We start from the raw sequence: 26,062 nt of genomic DNA, 5'->3' as shown, positions 1-26,062 counted from the left end.
CTCGTGAGTGAAGTCGACGACGCCATCGCCAGCGCCCGCGCCTCCTGGTCGCGCATTTCGGACGACCGGACGGGCACCGTCATCGCACGCACGCCATCGCGGGGACGGGCAAGGCAGACGCAGGCGATCGGCAAGCGGCTGACCCGGATCGCGGTCGCCGACGTCGCGATCCTGATCGCAGCGATGGTGATCGGATGGATCGTGCCGCTCGGGATCGGCGGCGCGATGCTGGTGATGGCGCTGCTGATCGCCGCCACGGTGCTATTCGCGGTCTGGCCAGCGGAACGCGCGCCTACGCCCGAGCGGCTCGCGGCAGTCGACATCCGCGCTCTTCCCGCGCAGACCGAACGCTGGCTGGAAGCGCAACGCCCCGCCCTCCCCGCACCGGCGATGACTTTGGTCGACCGGATCGGCCTGCGCCTCGAAACGCTGACCCCGCAACTCGCGACGCTCGACGCGAACACGCAGGAAGCGGTCGATGTGCGGAAACTGATCGGCGAGCAATTGCCGGCGTTCGTCAAGGATTACGAGAAGGTCCCGGCGTCGCTCCGCACCACTCCGCGTAACGGCCGCTCGCCCGACGCCGAACTGGTCGACGGCCTCAAGCTGATCGAACAGGAAATCGGCGAGATGACCGCACGCCTGGCGCAAAGCGACCTCGACAACCTCTCGACTCGCGGTCGCTTCCTGGAGATGAAGTACAAGGACTGATCGGGTGAAGCGTACCCGTCTCAGCGTCTGCCGCCGCAAGGCGCGCTTCGTCTCCGAAGCCGACGCGCTCGTCGTAGCGCAAACCGGACGCGTACCGCTTAGGGCCTATCGGTGCGACCGCTGCCTGCAGTTCCACCTGACCAGCCGCACGAAGGGCAAGCGCGTGCTCGGGTAGCTGGCAATTCGCGGATCGAGCGGTGGTTCAATGAGAAGCGCTCGGCTGGATTGGAGCGACCTCGACAATCTCGCGGCGCGCCCGTCTAGAAGGTAATATCGAATACTAGAGAGACGGGACGCAGTAGCGCAAGCGCGTGTCACAAACTGTAATCAGACCCGATGAATTTAGACTTTGATCGTTGATCCGAATCATGCACGATGTCGCCTGATAGATCCGGAGGCTGGACCATGATCGGATTGCTTTTCGTGCTGGCGATGCAGGCTGCTACACCCGACATCATCGTGTCGGGCAAACGTCTGGACGAAGCATACCGGACCTGCGTCGAGCAAGGCTGCCCGCCGCTTCGCGATGCGCAGGTCTCGATCGCGTTTGCCGAACAGCAATTCCGCCAAGGCGCCTACCAGCGGGCCAGGCGGACGCTCGCTGCCGCAGTCGCGCGCAACAAGCAGAATGCCGCGATCGCGCCAAAGCCGGTCGCGGCTCTATATGAAGCCTATGCGACGGTGTCGCTGCACGATGGCGAAATGAATGCCTTCAAGAAAGCAGTGGGTGGACAGGTTCGTACGCTGCGCGAGAATTTGCCACCCGACGATCCCGCGGTGACTGCCGCCGCGTTCGCCACCGGCGACATGTGGCTGGCACTGCGCGACGGACGCACGGCCGAGCTTTCCTATCGCGCGGTCGAACGGCAAGCGCTTGCCGACGGCAACGCGACGTTGGCGATGCTGGCGACATTGCGTCGCGCCGAACTGGCCAACGCGCGGAACGATCCCGCCGGGGCCTCTCGCCTTCTCGCCGAAGCCGAGGCGAGACCCGCCGCGACCGACCCCGCGCTTCGATCGGTGTCGCGGGTGGTCCGCTTGCGACTGGCAGCGCAACGTGCCGATGATGGCCAGGTCGACCGGTTGGTGCGGGAGATCGGCCACGACAATTCGACCCGACCGGTGCTGATCTGGGGCCCTCCCTATGAACCAACGGCAGAGGCGGCGGCACGGGACGCGGCCGCCAAATTCGACCTCAGGAACCCGGTGCCGGCCAATTCGTCCGATGTCGGCTCGATCCAGTGGGTCGATATCGGGTTCTGGATCAAGCCCGATGGCAAGACCGACGATGCCGAAATCCTGCGCGGATCGCGGTCGACGGGGTGGGCGGGGTATCTGGTCAAGCAGGTATCCGCGCGCCGCTATACGGGTACGGATGGAGCGGCGGGCGCGCGGGGCGTCTACAGGGTCGAGCGGTTCTCGCTGCGCGGCACGTATCAAACGCCTACTGGCAGTCTGATCAATAGACGGGCTGGCCCCGGCGAACTGGAGGTGCTCGACCTGACGCTGCCGGATACGACGGTGACGGCAAGTCGCTAACCGGCACTAGCCGTTAGCCGTTGATCGCGCGGGCCCGGTCCGCCAGGCGCGCGACCGCAGCGGGATGGATGCCGGGGGTCGCGGTCAGCACGCCGAACGCCTGCGGGCGCGGCTTGTTGAAGATCAGCGGCGCACCAAGTGCATCGGTCACCACCGCCCCCGCTTCGCTCGCGACGAGGATTGCGGCGGCGATGTCCCATTCGTTGCCCCAGCGGAGGGTGGCGACGAGGTCGGCTTCGTCGGCGGCGACCATCGCTATGCGGAGCGCGATCGAGTTGGGTTTGTGGACCATGACGAGGTCTCGGTCGGCTTTGGGGAGGGCGTCGACCGGGGTGCGGCTGCCGGAGAAATCTGTGCGACTGCCAGCTTGGAGCGATACCCCGTTACGCGTCGCGCCTTGCCCGGCCACCGCGTGCCAGCGTTCGTCGCGCGACGGGGCTTCGAGGATACCGATCACCGGGCGCCCGCGGTCGACCAGCGCGATCGAGACGCACCAGCCGGGCCTTGCGCGGATATAGTCTCGCGTTCCGTCGATCGGGTCGACTACCCAGAGCAGGTCATGGGCGAGGCGGTCGGCGTTGTCGGCAGTTTCTTCGGACAGCCAGCCGGCCTCGGGGAGCAGAGTCGACAGGCGGGACTTGAGCATCCGATCGATCGCGATGTCGAGTTCGCAGACCGGGCTGCCGGGAGTCTTCTCCCAGCGCTGGAAATCGGTGTCGAACCGGTCGAGCGCCATCGCACCGGCCTCCGCGGCGATCTTGGCGACGGCGTCCGCCATTGCGCGCAGCCACTCAGGGGACCGCTCGGACCCGCGCCGCCGCTCAGCCACTCGCCACCGTCATCCCCTCCACGCGCAACGTTGGCACGTTGACGCCGTAGCGGAATTCGAGGTCGTTGGCGGGGGTCATTGCGAGGAACATGTCCTTGACGTTGCCGGCGATCGTGAACTCGGCGACCGGCGTGGTGATCTGGCCGTTCTCGATCCGGAAACCCGCTGCGCCACGGCTGTAGTCGCCGGTCACGCCGTTCGCGCCGCCGCCCATGAGTTCGGTGACGTAGACGCCCGATTCGATGTCGGCGATCAGCGTTTCGAGCGGCACATGGCCCGGCTCCATGAAGACGTTGCTGGTCGATATGCCGGGGCCGCCGCCGACACCACGCGCGGCATGGCCGGTCGGTTCGAGGCCGAGTTGCCGCGCCGAGGCGGAGTCGAGCAGCCAGCGTTCGAGCATGCCGTCCTCGATGATGTCACTCGGCGAGACGGGCAGGCCTTCGCCGTCGAACGGGCGCGAGCGCAGGCCGTGCGGGCGGTGCGGATCGTCGCGGATGGTGATGCCGTGCGCGAAGACCTGGCTGCCGAGCGAGTCGAGCAGGAAGCTCGTTTTTCGCGTGATCGCCTGGCCGGAGATCGCGCCCAGCATGTGGCCGACCAGCGATCCGCCGACGCGGCGGTCGTAGACGATCGTCGTGGGGCCGCTGACGAGGCGACCGGGGTTTAGGCGCGCGACGGCTTGTTCGCCGGCGCGGCGGCCGATCGCTTCGGGCGATTCGAGATGCGCGCGGAGGCGGGCGCTGCTGTGCGCGTAATCGCGCTGCATGCCGCCGCCCTCGCCCGCGAGCACGCTGGCCGACACGCCGTAGCCGGTCACGGCATAGGCGCCGGCAAAACCGTGGCTGGTCGCAAGCGCCCAGACGCTGCGCGAGGCGCTCGCCCCGCCGCCTTCGCTGTTCGAGACGCCGGGGACGGCGCGGGCAGCGTCTTCGGCTTCGAGCGCGGCGTCGCGGAGTTGCTCGGGGCTGGCTTCGCCGCCGTCGTCGAGGCCGAGCATCGGCGTGATGCCGTGGAGCAGGCGGTCGGCGGGGGCCAGACCTGCCCAGGGGTCTTCAGGCGCCTCGCGCGCCATCGCCACCGCGCGTTCGACCAGCGCATCCATCGCGGCGGTCGACAGGTCGGAGGTGGAGACGCTGGCGGAACGCTGGCCGACGAACACGCGGAGGCCGAGATCCTCGCTTTCGGAGCGGCCGATATCCTCGAGCTTGCCGAGGCGGATCGACACGTCGAGCGCGGCGTCGGCGGCGAAGACCGCGTCGGCGGCATCGGCACCCGCCGCCCTCGCGCGCTGGACGATGTCGTGGGCGCGGTCGCGGGCTTGGTCTGGGGTCAGCATATCAGCGACTTAAGGATGCAGGCTCGTGCCGACAACCACGCAGGCGAGGAACATCAGCAGTCCGGCGAAACGGTTCGCGCGGAACCGGGCGAGTGCGGCGGTACCGGCGCCCTCATGCGTGTTCGGTTTGAGGGTACCGACCTGCCACGCGAGGTGGAGCGCGACGGGCACGAGCGCAGCGATCGCCAGCGGGTCGGGGCGGACTTGCCAGAAGGCTGCGGCCCATAAGGCGACGGCGGCGACGTAGAAGATGCCGACGCCAGCCTTCACATGCGTACCCATGCGAAGCGCGGAGGAGCGGATGCCGATCATCGCGTCGTCCTCGCGGTCCTGCAGCGCGTAGATCGTGTCGTAGCCGATCACCCACGCGATCGAACCCGCGTAGAGCAGCCACATCGGCGTATCGAGCGCGCCGGCGATATCGCTCCAGCCGACTAGCAGCGCCCAGGAAAAGACGATGCCGAGCCACGCCTGCGGCCACCAGGTGATGCGCTTCATGAACGGATAGGCGGCGACAGGGGCGAGGCTGGCGAGGGCGACGATCGCGGCGAAGAAAGTGAGTTGCAGCAGGACCGCAAAGCCGATCAGGCAGAGCGCAACGAGCCAGATCCAGGCGAGCTTGATCGAGACGAGGCCGCTCGGGATCGGCCGCGCGCGGGTGCGGGCGACCTGCGCGTCGAGGTCGCGGTCGACGATGTCGTTGAAGACGCACCCTGCGCCACGCATCGCGATACTGCCGAGCAGGAGCCATAGGATCAGGTCCCAGCGCTCGACTGCGCCACCGGCGAGCGCGACGCCCCACGCGCCGGGCCAGAACAGCAGCCACCAGCCGATCGGCCTGTCAAAGCGGGCGAGGAGGGCCAAGCCGCGGAGAGTTGGCGGGAGGCGGCCGACCAACCCTCGGTGTTCGCTGTCGGGGACGATTTCCACGTGGCTCGGCTTGGTCTGCATGGCGGAGGCGTAGGAAGACGCGGTTTGGCGCGCAAGCCTTCACCGGCTAGGGTCGAGGGAGTGGCGCGTTCGGACCCTCTCGCATGATCGGCCTTTCGGTCGCGGTCGGCCGCTTCGTCGAGGCTTTGTTCTGGGGGATTTTTCGCGTCGCGGGCGCGGTTGCGGGGGTGTTGATCCTCGCGGTTGTGGTCTTGGTGGTGGCTTGGGTGATCGCGCGAAAAATGTGGGCGCGGCGGAAACGCTGAGCGCCCCTTCCCGCAAAGGCGCGTCTCCAAATCCTCCCCGGCACGGGGAGGGGGACCGTTCGCCATCGGCGAAGGGTGGAGGGGGATCGCCGCGAACGTAACGCTGGCGAAAGGCGCAACCCTTGTGGAAGACGCTGAACGCAAGCGTTTCTCTCGGGGAAGCCCCCCTCCACCAGCTGCGCTGGTCCCCCTCCCCGTGCCGGGGAGGATTTGCTAGGACGTCCTCATGCCTGCAACCCCCGCCTGGCCGCCGCAATCTACGCCGCGCCTCTTCGTCGACCGCCTCCTCGCGCCTGGTCCGCTTCACGTCGATGGTCCCGCCGCGCATTACCTCGTTGGGGTGATGCGGATGAAAGTGGGCGATCCGGTGAAGCTGTTCGACGACCGGACCGGCGAATGGCTCGGCGTCGCTTCGAGCGTCGGCAAGCGGGATCTGGTGCTCGACGTCACCGAAATGCTGCGGCCGCATGAGAATGTGCCCGATCTGTGGCTGTGCGCCGCGCCGCTGAAGAAGGGTCGGGTCGACTGGATGGCGGAGAAGGCGTGCGAGCTGGGCGTCGCGCGGCTGCTCCCGGTCGTCACGCGGCGGACGATCGTCGACAAGCCTAACACGGAACGTCTGCGCACGCAGATGATCGAGGCGGCGGAGCAATGCGGGCGCACCGCCCTGCCCGAGGTGGCCGAGCCAATGAAGCTTGCCGCATTGCTCCGCGATTGGCCCGAGAACCGCGCACTGTTCTTCGCCGACGAGACCGGCGGCGTGCCAGCTCTCGAGGCGATGCGCGCGCGGCCCGGCCCGGCGGCGATCCTGATCGGGCCCGAGGGTGGCTTCGATGCCGACGAACGCGAGGCGATCCGCGCGCATCCGAATGCTGTCGGGATCGGGCTGGGGCCGCGCATCCTCCGCGCGGAAACCGCGGCGGGCGCGGCCGTTGCCTTATGGATGGCGGCGGCAGGCGACTGGTAGGCGTCTCGACCTCCGCGAAGACATTGCTACCGATTGGTCCGGATACCCTCTAGCACCCTCGTTCATCGACGCGTAAGGCGCGGCGATGACGACGATTCCCGCTCCGAAAAAGACCAGCCCGACGATCGAGTCGCGCGACCAGTTGATCGCCAGCTTCGCGGGCGGCGAGAAGCCGAAGGACGCATGGCGGATCGGCACCGAGCACGAGAAGTTCGTCTATGCGAACGGCGATCATCATGCGCCGTCCTATGATGAGCCCAGTGGCATCCGCGCGTTGCTCGGCGAGCTGGAGCAATATGGCTGGAAGCCGGTCATGGAGGGCGGAAACGCCATCGCCATGTCGGGGCCCGACGGCAGCATCAGCCTGGAGCCCGCGGGCCAGTTCGAACTGTCCGGCGCGCCGCTCGACTCGCTGCACGAGACCTGCGCCGAGACCGGGCGTCACCTCGAGCAGGTGAAGGCGGCGGGCGAGAAGCTCGGGATCGGCTTCCTCGGGCTCGGCATGTGGCCGGACAAGACGCGTGCCGAACTGCCGACGATGCCCAAGGGGCGCTATGCGATCATGCTGCGGCACATGCCGCGCGTCGGCAGCATGGGCCTCGACATGATGCTGCGGACCTGCACGATCCAGGTGAATTTGGACTATGCGTCCGAGGCGGACATGGTGAAGAAATTCCGCGTCGGGCTCGCGCTCCAGCCGCTGGCGACCGCGCTGTTCGCGAACTCGCCGTTCACCGAGGGCAAGCCGAACGGCATGCTGTCGTATCGCAGCCATATCTGGTCGGACACCGATCCGCATCGCACCGGCATGCTGCCGTTCGTGTTCGAGGATGGCTTCGGCTACGAGCGCTACACCGAGTACGCGCTCGATGTGCCGATGTACTTCGTCTACCGCGAGGGCAAGTATATCGACGCCGCTGGCCTCTCGTTCCGCGACTTCCTTAAGGGCGAATTGTCGGTGCTGCCGGGCGAGAAGCCGACGCTCGACGACTGGACCGATCATCTCTCGACAGCGTTCCCCGAGGTGCGGCTGAAGACCTTCCTCGAGATGCGTGGGGCCGATGGCGGGCCGTGGAACCGGATCTGTGCGCTGCCGGCATTGTGGGTCGGTCTGCTGTACGACCAGGGTGCGCTCGATGCGGCGTGGGATCTGGTCAAGGACTGGACGATCGACGAGCGCCAGGCGTTGCGCGATGCGGTACCGAAGCTCGCGCTGAACGCGCCGATCGCGGGCGGCGGCAAGCTGCGCGACATCGCGGGTGAGGTGCTCGACATCGCCGGTGCCGGGTTGTCGGCGCGCGCGCGATTCAATCGGGCGGGCGACAACGAGACAGGCTTCCTCGATCCGCTGCGGGAGATCGTGCGGAGCGGCAAGGTGCCCGCCGAGGTGCTGTTGGAGCGCTATAACGGGGCGTGGAACGGCGACGTGTCGAAGGTCTACGACGAGGCCAGCTTCTAACTGCTCCCCTCCCGTTTACGGGAGGGGTCGGGGGAGGGCTTGGCCGCGGACGTCGCGCTAGAGGCGTAGAACAGCCCCTCCCCTAACCCCTCCCGCAAGCGGGAGGGGAATTTAACCGCGCAGCCTCGCGAACAGCCGCGGTACCAACCCGTTGCGCGACATCCAGTCGAAATACACGCGATAGTCCGGGTCGAGCTTCAGATGCCGCTCTTCGGTTTTCGCGCGCCAGTAATACACCCCGCTGACCGCCGCCATCAGCAGCGTCGCACGGGCCGCGTCGACCATGCTGCCGAGCGTCAGCACCGGGATCGTCGAAATCCACCAGAACAGGTTCTTCGACAGATACGCCGGATGGCGCGATACCGCGTACGGCCCGTGTGTCAGGATTCCCCGGTTGGTGAGGTTCGAGAAACGGAAGCCGAACGCCATCGTCGCCCACGCGTAGATCGCCGTCAGCCCAACCAGCACCGTACCGATCAGCGCGAGCAGGATCGGGTGCCCCTGGAACCAGTAGGCCCAGTCCGACGTGCCCGGATGATAATCGAGTGGCCCACCCGTGGTCATCAGGATGAACGGCGGATAGCACATGAGCGCGGGCATCCAGGCCGCGGCGAACGGATTGGCGCTGCGGATGTGCGAGTCGAGCGGGCGGAAGGTCAGCAGATAGCCGACCGTCGCGAACGCCACGTCGATCAGGAACATCAGCGTTACCAGCCAGCTCGCCAATGCGACCGGATCGCGTAGTACCGACGCGGCGTCACCGCGGATGAACTCGCCGAACCCCGGCGGGACGATCGCGAGCATGAAGGCGAGGAAGAACGTCTTCACCCCCCATGTCCGCAGATGGCCGTAGATCGCCTCGCGGTCGACACCCGCCTGTCCGGTCAGCCAGGCGCCAAGATGCCAGGCGCCATCACGCGGCTCGACCAGATAGCGGTCGATCCACAGAACATACGGGATCGAGGCGACGAACAGGATCGGCCCGGCGTTGGTGAAGCACCACATCGCGAACGCGAAATTGCCCTGCCAATAGAACCGCCCGGCGCCATAGATCACCGCGATCCCCGCCCAGGTCGCCCACAAGCCGGCCAGCTTGGTCAGGCTCAGGTCCAGCGTTTCGCGCCAGAGCCTGGCGGCCGACCAGTCGATCCCGGTACTGGGATTGCGATGAACCTTGTCGACCAGCAAAGACCAGACGACCATCGGCAGCCCGCAAGCGACGACGTTGACGAGCGCCGAATAGGGCCCGTCCATGCCGTAGTGTCGCGCGAAACCGATCCAAACGAGCACGCCGACGAGTCCCGACAGACCCGCGCCGTGACTGACCGCCGACCGCGGACGAGGGTCGGTCTCGGCCGTACCGGCAAGCTGAACGTCGTGATCCATGGCGGTGATCCGTAGCGCGGATTGGTAAGCAAGCCATGAAGCATGTTTGGCCACCCAGTCCGAAGCAAGGTCATCCCCGTCGATTTGGGATGATCGGCAATGGCAGCATCGGATCCGAAATCAGAGAACGGAGCGCTCGGGGCGAGCCGGATGGGAGATGAAATTCCCCCGGGTGGCGGAATAGAAAGGGGCATCTGGGCTCGTCATTGCCTGTGGATCACGAGCGCGAATGTTCTATTTCGGGACCTGAATGACCGCGAATTTAATCGCGGGCGTCCCGTCGGGCGTTACGTTGCGATCAAGGAGATCGCGATGTTCCAGAGACTTATCGGACGTGCCAAATGCATGATCGGCATACATCGTCGGTCTCGCAGACACACCGTCTTCAAGGGTCGCGGCGCGGATACGAGCATCTGCCGCTATTGCAGGACGTCGATGCGGAGTACGCCGGCGGGCTGGGTCGTCGAACACTCGAGCTGGGACGATCGTCTGAATGCGCGGCGGTGCTAGTACTCCTCGCGCTATCACCCGTTTGGTGGTGCGATGAACGGACTAAAGCCCGGTCCGACAGCGCGTCGTCGTCAGTGACGCCACAATTCGTAGATGTTGAGGATGACCTCGAACGCGATCAGCCCGATCACGGCAAGCTCGAGCCGTAACGAGCGCTTGTCCTGCACCAGGTCGAGCAGCCATTCGGCGGCGTCGCCGATGACCTCGAGCTTGCGTTCCATGGCGCGTGCGCGGTCGCCTAGTTCGAACTCCGCTTCGAGACGCCCGTAAAGCCGGTCGAGTTCGGGATGATCCCAGAGCAGGTCCGGCTTCTCGGAGATCTGCGCCCGGCCGACGACGCGGTGCTGCGCGGCGAGAACGTCACCGATGCTCTGCATGACGCGTCGGATCGGCATCACCGCCCGACCGTGGATCCGCAGTTCGTTGATGAGCGGCTCCACGCGATCGAACGCTTCGGCAATACGGCCTTCATCCCGTGCGAGGACAACGCTCCGGGCGACGACGGTGGCCGTCAGCAACAAGCGTTCCCGTGACGCCTCCCTCAATCGTATGTGTCCGTCTGCACTGACCGTCTCCTCGCGGTCCGCGGAAATCTCGATCCAGGCGGTTTCCGTTTCGGGCGTGGCCAGGGGGTCGATGATGTGCTCGGACAGGGTTTCGATGAACCGACGCTCGGTTTCGACCGCCGCCCCGATCAGCACCAGGACACCGTAGCGAAAGACGAACGCGGCCCCGACCCCCGACAGGTTGAGGGTCTCGGGCTCCGCGAAGTCCTGCAAATTGCGGGTATCGATACGCGTACCCAGCAGAAGGGCTCTCACGTCGCCCCTGGCGGCTTCGCCAGGCAGGGGTGCACCCAGCACCTCCCTGATCCCGACGCTTATCGTTCGCAGCGATCCGCCCTCAACCATGTCGCGTCACAACCATGGGCCCGACCTTATCAGTTTCAGACAAATCTTCTCGCAACCGATTTAGAGGCTGCCGAGCTACGCCGTAGCGTCACACGATTGTTGCTAGGCATGCAATCGATGAAAAGGACCGAGGCGATGCCAGTCCATTGCCTGTGTTGGCCGAGCCGTGCCAACACCATGCGATGTATCGCGCTTCACCCCTGGCGGTTTTGCCGCTGTTGCTGGCCGCCGCCCCCGCCTGGGCACAGCAAGAGGATACGCAGGCGTGGGAGCAGCTCAACGTGGTCGTTCCTATCGCACCAAAATTGCGGGTGACGCTGGAAGAGATTGCGCGGACCAGCGATCGCCAGGACGGGATCTACACCACCGAATTCGGTGCGCTTCTCGGCTGGCAGTTGGCCAAGGGCGTCGAGCTTGGATTCGGATACCGCCATGTCGGATTTCACAGTCGCAACCTCGCGCCGGACGAGGACCGGCTCCGCCAGCAGATCGTGGTCACCAGTGGGCGCTTCGCCGGGCGATTGCGACTCGACGAACGGTTCAACCCCGACGGCAGCGAGATCGGCTTCCGGATCCGGCCGTTGCTGCGGTACAATTTGCCGCTCGGACCCAAGCGTTTGGCCTTGTTCGTCAGCCACGAGAGCTTTTTCCTGCCGAACAGTACGACCTGGGGCCAGCGCGCCGGGTATGAGCGGATGCGCAACATCGTCGGGCTGGCCTTCCCGATCGGCAAGGCGGTGACGGCCGATGTCGGCTATCTCAACCAGTACCGGTTCGCGCGCGGTGGCGCACGCGCCCAGATGGACAATGCGTTGAACCTGCAGCTTACCTTGAACCTGGGGACACTTGGCGTGGCGGGCCTTCACGATTGAGGTCCCGCGCTGGAATCCGGATCCCGACCTCGGGTTTGCCGCGTTATCGTCGAAAGCTTTGGCTCCGAACGTTCGCCCCTGTGTATCGGGACACCACTTGCGCGCGATCCGCTTAGACGCAACGATACGTCATGTCGTTCCTGCTCTCGCTCCTGCTTCTCCAGGCCGCCGTCCCCCAGACGCCGCCGCTTACGCCCGCGGTCAAGACCGCCCCGTCCACGTCGAAATGGCCGGCACGCGACGCGCAGTTCACGGTCCGCCGCTTTCGCTTCCGCTCGGGCGAGACCCTGCCGGAACTGCGCCTCAACTATACGACGCTGGGGCAGCCGCACCGGAATGCGCGGGGTGAAATCGACAATGCGGTGATGGTCCTGCACGGTACGGGTGGCACCGGCCGCCAATTCCTCAGCCCGCAGTTCGCCGACGAACTCTACGGCCCGGGTCAGCCGCTGGACATCACGCGCTACTGGATCATCCTTCCCGACGGGATCGGGCACGGCAAATCGTCGAAACCGTCCGACGGGCTGCACATGCGGTTCCCGCATTACGATTATGACGACATGGTCGAGGCGCAGTACCGGCTGCTCTATGACGGCCTGGGCATCCGCCGCATGCGGCTGATCATGGGAACGTCGATGGGCTGCATGCACAGCCTGGTCTGGGGCGAGACGTACCCCGAGTTCGCCCGCGCGCTCATGCCGCTCGCCTGCGAACCTGTCGAGATCGCCGGGCTGAACCGCATGTGGCGCAAGCTCGCGATCGACGGGATCAAGGCCGATCCGGCCTGGGCAGGCGGCGAGTACCGGACGCCACCGGTACAGGGCCTGCGCACGGCCGCCACCCTGCTGTTCGTCGCCGGTGGTGCGCCGCTATTCTTCCAGAAACAATATCCCGGGCGCGATGCCGCCGAGGCCTTTGCCGAGCAGCGGGTCGCAGCCTCGATCGACGGGACGGATGCCAATGACCTGGTGTATCAACTCGATGCCTCGCGGACCTATGCGCCCTGGTCGCGGCTGGAGGCGATCACCACCCCGACGACCTGGATCAACTCGGCCGACGATTTCATCAACCCGCGCAATCTCGATTACCCGCAACGCGCCGTTGCCCGCATGAAGAACGCGCGATTCCGGATGATTCCGGAGAGCACCGACACGCGCGGCCACGGCACCCACACCGCGGCCCGGTTCTGGAAGCAGGACCTGGCCGACCTGCTGCAACGCACCGAATAGATGTCGGAGGACGCAGAGACAAAAATTGCGTAGTTCAGCCGTGCGTTATCGCCTGCGTGGCAATCGAGCCGTCAGACGCAAGATGGGAAATGACATGCGATTTGTTCAGATCGAGATCCTGCCGCAGGGCAAGGCGCTGGTAGATATCGACAAGCTGACCCACGCGGTACCCGAGGGCGATGGGTCACGCCTGTTCCTGGGCGCGCAGCACATCGACGTGCCGCATTCACTCGCCGAACTCGAGAACGTCCTCGCTGGGCGCGAGCGAAACGACGATGGCGCGAACAGCACGGCGGGGTTCGGCGTCCGGTAGGCTGACGCGACGGCGCGCGCCGGTGCAGATTCGATCTGCCGCCGCCGTCGTCATCGGTCGCGTTACGACCAGGTGGTTGCGTATCAGGCCGTCGCCCGACGCATCAGGCCTCGTCAGTGGAGATCGGCTTCCTCGCCGCCATCTGGATCGGCTTGCCGATGACGGGACGGCCAGATGGCCATCGTCGCGCGATGCAGCGGTCCTTGGCGATCCGGGCTACGCTGACGGTATCGCCCTGGTTGCCGCCGAGGACGTGATACGCGGTTGCGTCTTCGCCGACATAGAACCCGACATGCCCACCCCCCGGACGCTCGAACACCAGCACCGCGCCGGGAGCCAACCGCTCCGGCCGCAGCGCCGATCCCCATGTCGACCATGACGTCGCGCGCACCGCGATAGCGACCGGCTCGATACCGTCTTCCTGAAGACAATAGGCAACGAACACCCCACACCACGGGACGCTGTCGGCATTATAGACCATCCCGAGGATCTTCGTCCCCAGCCGCTTCGCCCAACCCAGGATCGTCGCGCTGTTGGCCGATCCGGCAGCTTCCTTCGTGCCCAGCTTCGCGCGCGCCGCTTTCAACCATTTGGGCTCCGTCACCATGACTCACTCGGCCTCATAGCTGAAATCCGGGAACGCCCGTGGTTGCGCTCGAACACGGGCACTCCAGCATACCCTTAACGGTCGGCAGGATCGCCGCGACCACCGCTGCGATCGCCGCCGCGTTGGGATGCACCCGATCCGCCAGTACCATATCGGAATGTCCCAACACGCCGGGCGGAAAAAATGGCCAGACGGTCGCGCCATGCTCGGCAGCCAACCCCGCGTGGATACCAAGACACGCCGCGGCGCGGTCACGGATGAACGCCGGGGGGTCGACGGTGGTCAGCAACACGGGGATGCCACAGCTACCCAGGCTCAGCAGGATCTGCTCGAGGTTCGCCCGCGTACGCGCCACCGGGATCTGCCGCAGGACATCGTTCGGTCCCACCTGAACGATCGCGAGTACGGGCCGCTGGTCGAGCGCGGACAAGAGACGGGGCAAGCGCCGCAGGACGTCGGCGGTGGTATCGCCCGACACCCCGGCGTTCACCACGCGGGCGCCAGGACATGCCGTCTGCAGCGATGCCTGCAACCGTGCGGGAAAACTATCGGCAGCCTGCAAGCCGTAACCGGCAATCAGGCTGTCACCTATTGCCAGGATCAAGGGTCGGTCGGTCGTCATGCGTTGCCGCGAGATAGTTCACGTTCGACGCATTGTAAGACGTTCGGGTAAAGGCGTCGGATTGCTATCGCGCCGAACCTTTGACGCTGATGCTCGTTCATACGTGATGACAGACGAACGGACGTTGCGCCGCTGATGAGCGTATTCTTCACGGCCGACACGCATTTCGGCGATCATCGCACGATCAACATCTCGCGACGACCGTTTGCCAACACGGCCGAAATGGATGCGGCGATGGTCGAGCGCTGGAACGCCGTCGTCGGCCCCGATGATGTGGTGTGGCACCTGGGCGACGTGGCACGTCGCCCGACGGATGTCGTCGAACTGCTCGCCCGGCTGAACGGGAGCAAGCACCTGCTGCGTGGCAATAACGATCCGGATGCGACGCTGGCGGCGCACGGATGGGCGAGCGTCGGCGACTATGCGGAAATCGAACTGGATGGCCGACAGCTCGTTCTATGTCATTATCCGTTCCGAAGCTGGAACGGGCAGCACCGCGGCGCGCTCAACCTACACGGGCACAGCCACGGCCGGCTGAAACCGATGCCGCGCCAGTTCGACGTCGGCGTCGATGGCCACGACTTCGCACCGATCCTGCTCGACAGCCTGATCAAAGCGCGCTGATACACATGCATCCGACGTCCCGTCGCTCCGGGAGCCGACCTCGGCGTGCGCGCGATCAGGCGCGCATTGCCGTCACGAAGGCCTGGAAGGCGGCGGTGGGTTGGCGTCGGCTGGGATAATAAAGATGGTTCGGCGCCAGCGTCGGTGCCCAGCCGGTGAGCACCTCGACCAGCGTGCCGTCGGCCAGCTGTAGCGCGGCGTGTGGCAGTGGCAGGCAGGTTACGCCCAGCCCCGACACCGCGGCGTCGCGCATCACGTCGATGTCGTTGGTCGTGAAGTCGCCGCGGACCGAACGCTCGAACGTCCGGCCATCTCGTTCGAATTCCCAGCGGTGGACCACGCCAGACGACGTGTACCTGTAACACAGGCAACGATGCGCCGAGAGATCGTCGGGATCGACCGGTGCGGCACGCCCGGCGAGATAGGACGGTGCTGCAACGAAGACGAGCGGCACCGGCGCGCTGATCCGGACCGATATCATGTCGGCTTGCAAGCTTTGCGCGTGGCGGACTCCGCAATCGAAGCGGTCGGCGACGATGTCGACGAACCCGTCATCGACCACCAGTTCGACGGCGATGTCGGGATAGGCGCGCGCAAAGTCGGTCAGCCGCGGCAGGATGGCGTAGATCGCCGCGACCCGGTGCGCGCTGACCCGGATCCGCCCCGCCGGTCGTTCGCGCGCGTTGTCCAGGTCCGCCAGCGCGCCTGCGACCGAAGCGATCGCCGGCCTCAACCGCGCCAGCAGTTCCTCGCCTGCGGGCGTCGGCGCCAGCGACCGGGTGGTGCGGTCGAGCAGTCGAACGCCCAGTTTCGTCTCGAGCGACCGCATCGCATGGCTGAGCGCAGAGGCGGACAACCCCAGCCGCGTCGCCGCCCGTGCAAAACTGCCGGCCTCGACGATCGTCTCGAACACCGCGAGACCGGACCAGAGATCGCGATCCATTCCTGAACATCCTTCAGCACCCCATGCGCTCCAGACGATCTAATCGTCGGGCGGTCCGGCGTCCATCTGGAGGCGACACAGTGCAGGATGCCATCATGAACCTTGACACCTACCGTCCGCTCGGTCGCTCCGGCCTGCTCGTCAGCCCGCTGGCGCTCGGCACGATGACCTTCGGCACGCCGCGCTGGGGCTTGGACGAGCGCGGCAGCCGCGCGGTGTTCGATCGCTACACCGATCTCGGCGGCAATTTCGTGGATACCGCCGACGTCTATGCGGGGGGCCGATCCGAAGAAATGGTCGGCGCGTTCGTCACCGCGCAATCGTCGCGCGACCGGATCGTCATCGCGACGAAATCCGGGTTCGCTACCGGCCGCGGCTATCACGCCGGCGGCAATGGCGCACGCCACATTATGGCCTCGGTCGAGGGTTCGCTCCGCCGGCTCAAGACGGATTTCATCGACCTGTACTGGGTGCATGTCTGGGACGGCGTCACCCCCGCCGAAGAATTGCTGCGGACGATGACCGCGCTCGTCTTAGCGGGCAAGATCCGCTATTGGGGCATATCCAATACGCCAGCGTGGTATGTCGCCGAACTCGCCACCCTGGCCCGTGTCCAGGGTCATCCGGCGCCGATCGGCCTGCAATATTTCTACTCGCTGGTCGAACGTGGGGTCGAGGCCGAGCACCTGCCGCTCGCGCGGTCGGCGGGCATGGGTCTCGTTCCCTGGAGCCCCCTCGCCTATGGCTTGCTGACCGGCAAGTACGACCGCGCCACCGTCGAGGCGGGTCCGAAGCGGGCGGGAGGCGTCCCCAACCAGGCCGGGTCGGACGACACCGCGCGGCCCGCGGACGACAAGCGGCTCGACGGCGACAATCCGTTCGGCGACACGCTGTTCACCGAACGTAACTGGCAGATCCTCGAAATACTCAAGCGCATCGCAGGCGAGATCGGCGAAACGCCGGCACGCGTCGCACTGTCCTGGGTGGTCGGGCAGCCGGGGGTCGCATCGACGTTGATGGGCGTGAGCCGGCCCGAACAGGTGACCGACAATGTCGCCGCACTCGGCCTTCGCCTGCCGCCGGAACACCGGGCCGCGCTCGATGTGGTGAGCGGTGGCAACCTGCCTTTTCTCTACGGCCTGTTCCAACCTGCTGTGCGCAACCAGGTCGTCTTCGGTGGGGGAGATGTTCGGAGCTGAAGCGTCATCCTGGAGCCGGCGGCGTAAGACGAAATCTGCGCCTCGCCGGCTCCAATCCACAAGCTCCGCGTTGAAACTGTCCGGTCAGCCGCAAGGTCGTTTGCGGCACGCCGGCACGGGGGTATTCATGCGGATTGGGATCATCGGCGCTGGGATGGCAGGGCTGTCTTGTGCGCATGCGCTACGCGACCAGGGTCATCACCCCGTCCTGTTCGACAAGTCCCGCGGTCCCGGTGGCAGGATGTCAACACGCCGGATCGACACGCCGCTGGGTGAGGCCGCGTTCGATCACGGCGCGCAATATCTCACGGCGCGCGATCCCGCTTTCGTCGCGCAGGTCGATCGTTGGGCGCAGGCGGGCCACGTCGCGCGCTGGTCGCCTGCGGGCTCCGATGCCTGGGTCGGGACGCCGGCGATGAACGCGCCGGTCCGCGCGATGGCGAGCGACCTGGATGTTCGATGGAACATGGCGATCGACAGTCTCCACCACGACGGCGAATGGCGGATCGGCGACGAGCGGTACGACGTGGCAATCGTCGCCGTACCTGCAGAACAGGTCGCGCCCTTGGTCGCAACTCACGACGGTGCGCTCGCCGATGCGGCCCGCTCCGCGGTGTCCGATCCTTGCTGGACCGTCATGGCGGCGTTCGATGGTCCGGTGCCGCTCGCATGCGACCGGGTGACGGACCTGGGGGCCATCGGATCCGCCGTCCGCAACTCGGCCAAACCCGGACGGACCGGACCGGAGGCGTGGGTGCTTCAGGCCAAGGCCGACTGGTCACGCGAGCATCTCGAAGATACGCCGGATATGGTCGAACAGGCATTGCTCGCAGCCTTCGCCGACCACATCGGTGCCGCGTCGCCTAACGTCATCGCGACCAGCGCCCATCGCTGGCGGTATGCGAAGACCAACGCGCTGGACCGCGGTGCGTTCTGGAACGCGGACATCCAACTGGGCGCATGCGGCGACTGGCTCCTCGGACCCCGGATCGAGGCCGCTTGGCTATCCGGGCAGCGGCTCGCGTCGCTCGTTGGTCCAACCGGATCAACTGCCGCTGAAGGAGATCACTGAGACCTACCTTGCGCCCTTTCCCACCGAAACATGTCGATCGGTGCGGGCTGGAGAAGCCGACCGAAATTGCGACACTGCCGCCACTATCGGGGTTCACGAACTACGGCCTGTGATCTTTACCTCGGTATGCCGGGTATTGGATCCGGGCCGCCGCAGCTATGCCGCAACCGCAGATTGGTCACATGCGCTAGCGCCACGAGGATGCCGCCAGTCACCGTGACGGCAATTTCGACGCCGCCTTCCCGCAGTGCGAAGGCTCCTATCGTCATCAGACCCAGCCCGGCGGCGCCAAGGAACAGCGGCCACGACGCCGCGTGACGCGCGCGTCCGCCGACCAGGGCGATCACCGCCATCGGTGCCGCGAACAGCAGCACCCAGCGGTGGAAGCTTTCGGGTATGACGATGAACGCGGACACCGTCGGCACTGCCGCCAACAGGAGCGGCAGCGCGAGGCAGTGAACCATGCACGTCGCCGATCCCGCCATGGCTGCACGATCGAGCCAATCCAGTCCGTACGTCCGCATCGTTCTCATCTTGCCACAACCACCATCACCATCGTAATGATACATCATATCATAACGTATGAGGTTGGTCGATGGTGCAAGATGCAAAGCCGCTGTTACCCGTGACGGTCCTGTCCGGGTTCCTGGGTGCCGGAAAGACGACGCTCCTCAATCATATCCTCGCCAACCGAGAGGGCCGGCGCGTGGCGGTGATCGTCAACGACATGTCAGAGGTGAACATCGACGCCGACCTGGTACGCAGCGGCGATACCGCCTTGTCGCGCGGCGAGGACACGCTGGTCGAGATGACCAATGGCTGCATCTGCTGCACGCTGCGCGAGGACCTGCTGGTCGAGGTGCGCGCACTGGCCGATGCCGGGCGGTTCGACTGCCTGGTGATCGAAAGCACCGGTATCTCAGAGCCGCTGCCGGTCGCCGCGACCTTCTCGTTCGAGGACGAGCAGGGCGACAGCCTGTCGGACGTCGCGCGGCTCGACACGATGGTGACGGTGGTCGACGCCGCCAATTTGCTGCGCGACTATGCGAGCACCGACTTCCTCGTCGACCGAGGCGAGGCGCTCGGCGACGACGATCGCCGCAGCCTGGTCGGCTTGCTGGTCGAGCAGATCGAGTTCGCGGACGTGATCGTCATCACCAAGGCCGATCTCGTCGACGCCGCGCAACTGGCGACCGTCCGCAAGCTGGTGGCGTCGCTCAACGCCGATGCACGCATCGTCGAGGCACGCCACGGACACGTACCGCTCGACTCGGTGATCGAGACCGGCCTGTTCGACGACGAGAAGGCAGAACTGCACCCGCTCTGGGCCAAGGAACTCTACGGCCATGCCGATCACAGTCCCGAGAGCGAAGAATACGGTATCGAGAGCTTCGTCTACCGGGCTCGCGCGCCGTTCGACCCGGTCAAGTTCCACGAATTCGCACGCGGCGGCTGGCCGGGCGTGGTCCGCGCCAAGGGACATTTCTGGCTCGCGACGCGCCCCGACTGGTGCGGCGAACTCGCGCAGGCCGGAGCGCAGTCGGTAACCGAGGCGCTGGGCCGCTGGTGGGCATGCGTACCGGAAACGAAGCGCCCGAGCGGCGACGCGTGGGACCGGATGGTCGCGGCGAAATGGTCGCCGATCTGGGGCGACCGGCGGCAGGAACTGGTCTTCATCGGCATCGACATGGACGAGGCCGAGATCAGGCGTCGCCTCGACGCGTGCCTCGTCCCCGCCGCCGCGTTCACGCCCCGACTGTGGGAGGGGCTGCCCGATCCGTTCCCCGCCTGGGGCGTGCGGGAGATGGCGTGATGAACGGCGCGTCGATACTCGCGCCAGTCCGATCGCATGTTCACCGCGCGCCGACCGTCGAGGCTTTCGCGGCGATCCTCGATCCCGACGTGAATCTCGCGATCTGGGAGCGCCCTTCGATGCCCTCGGTCGGATCGCTGGACGGTTTCGGCACGATCCAGATGACGGCAACGGTCGATCGCGCGCATGCCGCACTGATTGATGCATTCGCGCAGCAGCCGCCCGCCGCCTGGCATGCGGACATCGCCGCGGACATCGCTGCGCTGGCCGAGTCCTTCGCGGCGATCATGAACCTGTCGCACGTCGTGATCCGGTTGGAGCGCGTGGTGGGCGACGCCTGCAAACTCTGGCATGCGGATTACGTGTCCGTCCGGCTGATCTGCACCTATCGCGGGTCGGGGACGCAGTGGATCGAACGATCGGTAGAGACCGCCGATGCGCCGGCTGTCGAGACATCGCGATCGCTCGCTACCGGTACGGTCGGCCTGTTCAAGGGCCGTATCCTGGCCGGCGAGCAGGCGATCATCCATCGTTCGCCGCCGATCGCGGGTACCGGCGAGGAGCGGTTGCTGCTCGTGATCGACGGTCCGCCGCCAGCGGAGACCGCTGCGCTGTGGGAGCGGGCGATGCAACGTGGCTGACATATTCGCGGCCCATCGTCGTCACGCGATCGGTGGGCGCCTTCTCACGACTCCCATGATCCAAGCCATCAGGATGCCGACCACATGATTCGTTTGCCGCTTATCCTCGCCGTCACGCTGGCAAGCCTTGGTGCCGTCGCCGGTGCGCAGCAGGTACTCGGGCCGTCGGGGTATCTCAAGCCGGACGCGTTCGATGTGTTGGCCGTGCTGCCGCCTGCGCCGAAGTCGACCGATCCTCGCGGTCTCGCCGACCGCGCGATCTTCAAGGCGACGCGGGCTTGGCAAGGCAGTCCGCGCTGGGCGATGGCCACCAGCGACGTGAAGTCCGCGCCCGCCGACCTGTTCCGCGACTTCAGTTGCGCCATGGGGATCGCGATGACGCCTGAAAATGCGCCGCGGACCGCCGCGCTGCTGCGGCGCGCCATGTTCGACACCGGGCGCCAGACCGGCATCGCCAAGACCTTCTACAAGCGACAACGGCCGTTCCTGATCGACCGCGGACCGATCTGCCAGCCCGCGGCCGAAGTTGCGGACAGCTATGATTATCCGTCGGGCCATACGACCGCCGGCTGGACGATGGCGACCTTGCTCGCGCAGATCGCGCCCGATCGTGCAACCGCGCTTCTCGCGCGCGGTCGGGCGTACGGCGAAAGCCAGATCGTGTGCGGCGTCCACAATGCCAGCGCGGTCGATGCGGGGCGGCTGTCGGCCTCGTCCACGCTGACCGCCATGCAGGGCGATCCGGCCTTCACCGCCGATCTCGCCGCAGCCAAGCAGGAGATCGCGGTGCTCCGACAGACCGGCAGCGCGGCGAAACCCGATACCGCCCAGTGCACACGCGAGGCGGCACTCGTCGCCCAGCCCCTCTACTGACGAGACACTCATGACCGACACGACCGGCTCGCGCCTGCTGCTCAATCGCCGCACCATGATCGGTGCCACTGCCGCGATGATCGGCGCCCCCGCGATCCTGCGCGCGCAGCAACTCTTTGCCGTCTACCCGTTTCGCCTCGGTATCGCGGCGGGCGATCCGGCTGCGGACGGCTTCGTCATCTGGACCCGGCTCGCCCCCGATCCGCTGGCCGAGCATGGCGGCATGCCGATGCAGCCGGTCGAGGTGGAGTGGCAGGTTGCGACCGACCCGCGCTTTGCGACCCCGGTGGCCGGAGGCAAAGCGCTGGCGCGTCCCGAACTCGCGCACTCGGTCCATGTCGAGGTTGCCGGACTGCAGCCGGATCGCCCCTATTGGTACCGTTTCACGGTCGGCAACGAGCGTTCGACCGCGGGATGCGCGCGCACCCTGCCGATCGCCGGCGCGTCGCTCGACCGGCTGCGTTTCGCGGTCGCCGGCTGCCAGAACTACGAAGACGGGCTCTACACCGCTTATCGCCACCTCGCGACGGAAGAGCCGGCGTTCGTCTTCCACTATGGCGACTATATCTACGAGGGCCGGAGCGCGCCGATGCCGGTCGGCTATGACGGCAAGCCCCGCCGCTTCGTCCGCGAGCATGCCGGGCAAAAGCTGTTCGACCTCGCCGATTATCGCCGCCGCTACGCCCAGTACAAGACCGACCCCGACTTGCAGACCGCGCATGCCGCAGCCGCATGGTTCGTGACGTTCGACGATCACGAGATCGAGAACAACTGGGTCGGCGAGATCGACCAGGAGAAGGACCCGCCCGAAGTGTTCGCGCTGCGCCGGGCCGCCGCGTTCCAGGCCTATTACGAGCACATGCCGCTGCGCCGCTCGGCCTTTCCGGGCCCCGCCGGCATGCAGATCTATCGCCGGGCGATGATCGGCAATCTGCTCGACCTGCATCTGCTCGACACGCGGCAGTTCCGGACCGATCAGCCGTGCGACGACGGCTTAAAGACCCGCTGTGCCGGTTGGGCCGACCCCGCCGCCCAGGTGATGGGACGGACCCAGGAGGCATGGCTCGCCACCGCCCTGAAGCAGAAGAAGGCTCGCTGGAACGCGCTGGCGCAACAGGTGATGATGATGCCGCTCGACCGGCGGACCGGCGACGAACCCGCACCGATCCGCAACATGGACAGCTGGGGCGGCTACGACGCGCCGCGCGAACGCGTGCTGAAGATGGTCGAAGGGCTCGGCAACATGGTCGTGCTGACCGGCGACGAGCATCAGAATTATGCAGGCGTGCTGCGTACCGAAGGCGGCCAGGGGGATGCCGTCGCGGTCGAGTTCGTCGGCACGTCGATCACCTCGGGCGGCGACGGCGCGGACCGACGGGTCGGCGAGGATCGTATCCGCGCCCGTAACCCTTTCCTCGCCTGGACCAACGACCGGCGCGGATATCTGCTGTGCGATGTGAATGCCGACCAGTGGAAGACCGAGTTCCGCACCGTCGATACCGTCACGCGGCCCGACGGCGTGATCAAGACGTCCGGTACGGCGATCGTCGAGCACGGCCGTGCCGCCGTGACGATGAGCTGAACGCACCTCGATAGGATAACCTGAACCTCGGTCCGCGGCGCCGAGTGGGGCAAAGATGTCGCGGTGTCCAACGAAAATGCATGGCAGCTAATCGTGTCTATTGCCGCGCGTTACAGCGGTGTTACCGGTCGGTGACGGATCCGGGTCACACGGATCGACGCAGGAGGATGTTCGAAACCCAAGGGGGGACCATCCATGATTCGCTTGCCCGTTCGTACGCCTGCCATCGCCCGCCTGCTCGCCGCCAGCGCGCCGCTGCTCGTTTTCGCCGTGCCCGCCATCGCACAGGAACAAGTGCCGGCTGCACAAGCCGTGAGCGATCCGGCGAGCGACCAAGGCATCGGTGAGATCGTCGTCACCGCGACCCGCCGCCGGGAATCGTCGAAGGACGTGCCGCTCGCGGTCACCGCTATCAGCGGCGAAAAGCTCGACGTACTCAATTCGAGCGGCCTCGATATCCGGTTCCTGGCCGGCCGCACGCCGAGCCTTCAGGTCGAGTCGTCGTTCGGTCGCACCTTCCCGCGCTTCTACATCCGCGGCCTCGGCAACACCGATTTCGATCCCAACGCGGCCCAGCCCGTTTCGGTCGTGTATGACGATGTCGCGCTCGAAAACCCGATGCTGAAGTCGTTCCCGGTCTTCGATCTGCAGAGCGTCGAAGTGCTGCGCGGTCCGCAGGGCACGTTGTTCGGGCGCAACACGCCGGCCGGCGTCGTGAAGATCGATTCCGCAAAGCCGAACCCGGACAAGGTCTCGGGCTATGCGACCGGATCCTGGGCGACCTACAACACGATCAACGGCGAGGCGGCACTGAACCTGCCGATCGGCAACGGCTTCGCATTCCGCGCGTCGGGGATCATCCAGTCGCGCGACGATTGGGTCACCAACGATTCCACGACGGGCAACGCAGATCGCAAGCTCGAAGGCTATCGCGACGTCGCCGGCCGCTTCCAGCTCGGCTACACGAGCAGCGATTTCAACGCGTTGCTGAACGTCCATGTCCGCGACCTGACGGGCTCACCGCGAATCTTCCGCGCCGGGCTGTTCAAGCCGGGCACGAACGACTTCAACACCGGGTTCGACCCCAAGCACGTCACGCTCGACGGTTACACCAGCCAGAGCCTCACGCAGTGGGGCACCAACCTGCGGCTCGACTATCACCTCGACGGCATCGGCACCTTCTACTCGGTCACCGGCTACGAGCAGGCCAAGGTCGAGAGCACCGGCGATGTCGACGGCGGCAACAACTACAAGTTCCTCGGTGGAACGATCGGCGCGATCGGCGTCGGCCTGTTCCCGTCGAACACCGGCGGCCTGACCAAGCCCAAGGAGTTCAGCCAGGAACTTCGCTACGCCAGCGAGGACATGAACGGCATCCGCCTCCAGGGCGGGCTGTATTATTTCCACCAGACGCTGCGCTATCACCAGTATGACTATGCGTTCGGCGGTACCGGTTCGCGCGCGACCGACCTCGACCAGGATATCTACCACGACAACCGCAACGAGAATTACGGTGCGTTCGCCTCGATCGAAGCCAAGCCCGTCGACTTGCTGACGCTCCGCGCGGGCGTCCGCTATTCGCACGACTATCGCAACGACCTCGTCACCGCACCGATCCCCGGTACCGGGATCAGCGACACGCTGCCGGCGCGTGCGATCGTCCGTGGCTCGAACGTCACCTGGGATGCGAGCGCGACCTACGAACTGACGCCCGCGATCAACGTCTATACGCGGCTCGCGACCGGCTATCAGGGCCCCGCGATCCAGGACCGCGTGACCTTCGGCAGCGTCCAGAGCACCGCACCCAAGCAGACGACGTTCTCGGGCGAGAGCGGCTTCAAGGGCACGCTGCTCGATCGGAAAGTGAACTTCTCGCTCGATGCCTATTGGTACAGCACCAAGGACCTGCAGATCACCGCGGTCGGCGGCAGCAGCAATTCGGCACGGCTGATCAGCGCGAACAAGGCGATCGGCTACGGCGTCGAGGGCGAGTTCGAGGCGCGGCCATTGCCGGAACTGACGCTGACCGCGAGCGGCAGCTACAACTTCACCGAGATCCGCGATCGCGGCATTGGTGTAGGCGTGTGCGCGACCTGCACCGTGCTAGATCCGATCTTCAACGGGTTCGCGGTGATCGACGGTAACGACCTTCCCCAGGCGCCGCGCTGGATCGCCAACTGGACCGCACGCTACGGCATCCCGCTCGCGAACGGCGGCGAGGTCTACGCGTACACCGACTGGGTCTATCGCAGCCGCATCAACTTCTTCCTGTACGAAGCCGTCGAGTTCACCGGCAAGTCGTCGCTCGAAGGCGGTCTCAAGGTCGCCTATAAGGCGCCGCAGGGGTATGAGGTCGGCGCGTTCGTCCGCAACATCACCAACCAGTATCGCAGCATTTCAGCGATCGATTTCAACAACCTGACGGGCATGATCAACGAACCGCGGATCATCGGCGGGCAGTTCAAGGTCGCATTTTAAGATAAGACGCTGGACTGAGCGCCTTACTGGCAATTTCGGTGCGCAAGCGAGCCGAGGCACCGCCGCCTGACGTGACACTACGGTGAGCCGGTGCTTTGCCTCGCGGAGCGCTCCGGAGCATGCTGCGCTGAGCAAGCCGGTCGTCGTCGCTTAGGGCTCAGTAGCGGACGTTCCGGATCTCTAGGTTTTTCCATCCGTCTCGTGAGTTGGGAGTGGCAGCATGACAGCTGTCACCATCTCTACCGGGAAGGGGTAAGCGTGGCCGGCAGGCCGCAGATTACGCGGCTTGCGCCACTCGCTCTGCGGTTTGCGCGGACCAGTTCCAGGGCATGAGTTCGTCCCATCGC

Annotated in this window: 26 protein-coding genes; 17 read left to right on the top strand and 9 right to left on the bottom strand. The window is 66.1% G+C overall.

The window, feature by feature from the left end; translation table 11 throughout:
• Positions 1-3: 3 nt before the first annotated feature.
• The 3 genes from C8J25_RS11695 to C8J25_RS11690 all read left to right on the top strand — a co-directional run bounded on the left by C8J25_RS11695 (position 4) and on the right by C8J25_RS11690 (position 2,250).
• Positions 4-711 carry a hypothetical protein gene (locus tag C8J25_RS11695; protein WP_107954607.1) on the top strand — a complete coding sequence of 236 codons (708 nt, stop codon included), beginning with the start codon at positions 4-6 and terminating at the stop codon, positions 709-711.
• A 4-nt stretch (positions 712-715) separates the two neighbouring features.
• A complete protein-coding gene (locus C8J25_RS20750) occupies positions 716-886 on the top strand; it encodes a hypothetical protein (protein ID WP_167397711.1) in 171 nt (56 codons plus the stop codon).
• Between the two features lie 230 nt (positions 887-1,116).
• Positions 1,117-2,250, top strand: coding sequence for a hypothetical protein (locus tag C8J25_RS11690; protein WP_244187039.1), 1,134 nt, complete (start codon positions 1,117-1,119; stop codon positions 2,248-2,250).
• Positions 2,251-2,263: 13 nt separating this feature from the next.
• On the opposite strand, the gene C8J25_RS11685 is transcribed toward C8J25_RS11690, so the two are convergent.
• From C8J25_RS11685 to ubiA, 3 genes are read right to left on the bottom strand one after another with little or no spacing between them, the layout of a single operon-like run.
• Complete coding sequence (locus tag C8J25_RS11685) at positions 2,264-3,028, bottom strand: 3'(2'),5'-bisphosphate nucleotidase CysQ (protein WP_107954606.1); 765 nt, start codon at positions 3,026-3,028, stop codon at positions 2,264-2,266.
• Positions 3,029-3,071: 43 nt separating this feature from the next.
• Positions 3,072-4,418 (bottom strand): TldD/PmbA family protein, encoded by a 1,347-nt coding sequence (locus tag C8J25_RS11680; RefSeq protein ID WP_107954605.1) that lies wholly within the window; start codon positions 4,416-4,418, stop codon positions 3,072-3,074.
• A 9-nt stretch (positions 4,419-4,427) separates the two neighbouring features.
• On the bottom strand, positions 4,428-5,369 hold the full coding sequence (gene ubiA / locus C8J25_RS11675; protein WP_107954604.1) for a 4-hydroxybenzoate octaprenyltransferase: 942 nt from the start codon (positions 5,367-5,369) through the stop codon (positions 4,428-4,430).
• An 83-nt stretch (positions 5,370-5,452) separates the two neighbouring features.
• On the opposite strand from ubiA, the gene C8J25_RS20745 reads away from it, so the two are divergent.
• The 3 genes from C8J25_RS20745 to C8J25_RS11665 all read left to right on the top strand — a co-directional run bounded on the left by C8J25_RS20745 (position 5,453) and on the right by C8J25_RS11665 (position 8,040).
• Positions 5,453-5,614, top strand: coding sequence for a hypothetical protein (locus C8J25_RS20745; RefSeq protein WP_167397710.1), 162 nt, complete (start codon positions 5,453-5,455; stop codon positions 5,612-5,614).
• Between the two features lie 226 nt (positions 5,615-5,840).
• Complete coding sequence (locus C8J25_RS11670; RefSeq protein WP_107954603.1) at positions 5,841-6,581, top strand: 16S rRNA (uracil(1498)-N(3))-methyltransferase; 741 nt, start codon at positions 5,841-5,843, stop codon at positions 6,579-6,581.
• 85 nt (positions 6,582-6,666) lie between these two features.
• Positions 6,667-8,040, top strand: a complete 1,374-nt coding sequence (locus C8J25_RS11665) for a glutamate--cysteine ligase (protein ID WP_107954602.1) — start codon at positions 6,667-6,669, stop codon at positions 8,038-8,040.
• Positions 8,041-8,151: 111 nt separating this feature from the next.
• Here C8J25_RS11665 and C8J25_RS11660 read toward each other — a convergent pair whose 3' ends face one another.
• Positions 8,152-9,426 carry a methyltransferase family protein gene (locus tag C8J25_RS11660; RefSeq protein WP_208622593.1) on the bottom strand — a complete coding sequence of 425 codons (1,275 nt, stop codon included), beginning with the start codon at positions 9,424-9,426 and terminating at the stop codon, positions 8,152-8,154.
• A gap of 581 nt (positions 9,427-10,007) precedes the next feature.
• Positions 10,008-10,847 (bottom strand): RMD1 family protein, encoded by an 840-nt coding sequence (locus C8J25_RS11655; RefSeq protein ID WP_107954601.1) that lies wholly within the window; start codon positions 10,845-10,847, stop codon positions 10,008-10,010.
• A 182-nt stretch (positions 10,848-11,029) separates the two neighbouring features.
• Here C8J25_RS11655 and C8J25_RS11650 point away from each other — a divergent pair, with 182 nt between their 5' ends.
• The 3 genes from C8J25_RS11650 (at position 11,030) to C8J25_RS11640 (ending at position 13,261) form a co-directional block, all read left to right on the top strand.
• Positions 11,030-11,719 (top strand): DUF2490 domain-containing protein, encoded by a 690-nt coding sequence (locus C8J25_RS11650; protein ID WP_107954600.1) that lies wholly within the window; start codon positions 11,030-11,032, stop codon positions 11,717-11,719.
• A gap of 131 nt (positions 11,720-11,850) precedes the next feature.
• Positions 11,851-12,948, top strand: a complete 1,098-nt coding sequence (locus C8J25_RS11645) for an alpha/beta fold hydrolase (RefSeq protein WP_107954599.1) — start codon at positions 11,851-11,853, stop codon at positions 12,946-12,948.
• A 94-nt stretch (positions 12,949-13,042) separates the two neighbouring features.
• The gene (locus tag C8J25_RS11640; RefSeq protein WP_146173331.1) at positions 13,043-13,261 is read left to right on the top strand and encodes a hypothetical protein; all 219 of its coding nucleotides are present in this window, start codon (positions 13,043-13,045) and stop codon (positions 13,259-13,261) included.
• 103 nt (positions 13,262-13,364) lie between these two features.
• Here the strand turns inward: C8J25_RS11640 and C8J25_RS11635 are convergent, their stop codons facing one another.
• Entirely contained in the window at positions 13,365-13,868 is a 504-nt protein-coding gene (locus tag C8J25_RS11635) for a TIGR02594 family protein (RefSeq protein ID WP_107954597.1), read from the bottom strand.
• A 13-nt stretch (positions 13,869-13,881) separates the two neighbouring features.
• Positions 13,882-14,490, bottom strand: a complete 609-nt coding sequence (locus tag C8J25_RS11630) for a GDSL-type esterase/lipase family protein (protein WP_107954596.1) — start codon at positions 14,488-14,490, stop codon at positions 13,882-13,884.
• Positions 14,491-14,625: 135 nt separating this feature from the next.
• On the opposite strand from C8J25_RS11630, the gene C8J25_RS11625 reads away from it, so the two are divergent.
• The gene (locus C8J25_RS11625; RefSeq protein WP_107954595.1) at positions 14,626-15,114 is read left to right on the top strand and encodes a metallophosphoesterase family protein; all 489 of its coding nucleotides are present in this window, start codon (positions 14,626-14,628) and stop codon (positions 15,112-15,114) included.
• Between the two features lie 55 nt (positions 15,115-15,169).
• Here the strand turns inward: C8J25_RS11625 and C8J25_RS11620 are convergent, their stop codons facing one another.
• Positions 15,170-16,057, bottom strand: coding sequence for a LysR family transcriptional regulator (locus C8J25_RS11620; protein ID WP_107954594.1), 888 nt, complete (start codon positions 16,055-16,057; stop codon positions 15,170-15,172).
• A 95-nt stretch (positions 16,058-16,152) separates the two neighbouring features.
• Here C8J25_RS11620 and C8J25_RS11615 point away from each other — a divergent pair, with 95 nt between their 5' ends.
• Both C8J25_RS11615 and C8J25_RS11610 read left to right on the top strand, forming a co-directional pair.
• Positions 16,153-17,256, top strand: a complete 1,104-nt coding sequence (locus C8J25_RS11615) for an aldo/keto reductase (protein WP_107954792.1) — start codon at positions 16,153-16,155, stop codon at positions 17,254-17,256.
• 127 nt (positions 17,257-17,383) lie between these two features.
• Entirely contained in the window at positions 17,384-18,328 is a 945-nt protein-coding gene (locus C8J25_RS11610) for an NAD(P)/FAD-dependent oxidoreductase (protein ID WP_107954593.1), read from the top strand.
• A gap of 116 nt (positions 18,329-18,444) precedes the next feature.
• Here the strand turns inward: C8J25_RS11610 and C8J25_RS11605 are convergent, their stop codons facing one another.
• Positions 18,445-18,852: a MerC domain-containing protein gene (locus C8J25_RS11605; protein ID WP_167397709.1), complete on the bottom strand. Its 408-nt coding sequence runs from the start codon at positions 18,850-18,852 to the stop codon at positions 18,445-18,447.
• A 71-nt stretch (positions 18,853-18,923) separates the two neighbouring features.
• Between C8J25_RS11605 and C8J25_RS11600 the strand changes: the two genes are divergently transcribed.
• From C8J25_RS11600 to C8J25_RS11580, 5 genes are all read left to right on the top strand, one after another.
• Entirely contained in the window at positions 18,924-20,141 is a 1,218-nt protein-coding gene (locus tag C8J25_RS11600; RefSeq protein WP_208622592.1) for a GTP-binding protein, read from the top strand.
• Complete coding sequence (locus C8J25_RS11595; protein ID WP_107954591.1) at positions 20,141-20,782, top strand: DUF1826 domain-containing protein; 642 nt, start codon at positions 20,141-20,143, stop codon at positions 20,780-20,782. Before C8J25_RS11600 ends, C8J25_RS11595 begins: the two co-directional genes overlap by 1 nt.
• Positions 20,783-20,866: 84 nt before the next feature.
• Positions 20,867-21,655 carry an acid phosphatase gene (locus C8J25_RS11590; RefSeq protein ID WP_107954590.1) on the top strand — a complete coding sequence of 263 codons (789 nt, stop codon included), beginning with the start codon at positions 20,867-20,869 and terminating at the stop codon, positions 21,653-21,655.
• A 10-nt stretch (positions 21,656-21,665) separates the two neighbouring features.
• Entirely contained in the window at positions 21,666-23,237 is a 1,572-nt protein-coding gene (locus tag C8J25_RS11585; RefSeq protein ID WP_107954589.1) for an alkaline phosphatase D family protein, read from the top strand.
• Positions 23,238-23,432: 195 nt separating this feature from the next.
• Entirely contained in the window at positions 23,433-25,715 is a 2,283-nt protein-coding gene (locus tag C8J25_RS11580) for a TonB-dependent receptor (RefSeq protein ID WP_244187037.1), read from the top strand.
• The last annotated feature ends 347 nt before the right edge of the window (positions 25,716-26,062 follow it).

The organism is Sphingomonas faeni (genome assembly GCF_003053745.1).
GTDB lineage: Bacteria > Pseudomonadota > Alphaproteobacteria > Sphingomonadales > Sphingomonadaceae > Sphingomonas > Sphingomonas faeni.
Note: the sequence above shows the minus strand (reverse complement) of the source record. Positions and strands in the feature narration are given on the sequence as shown.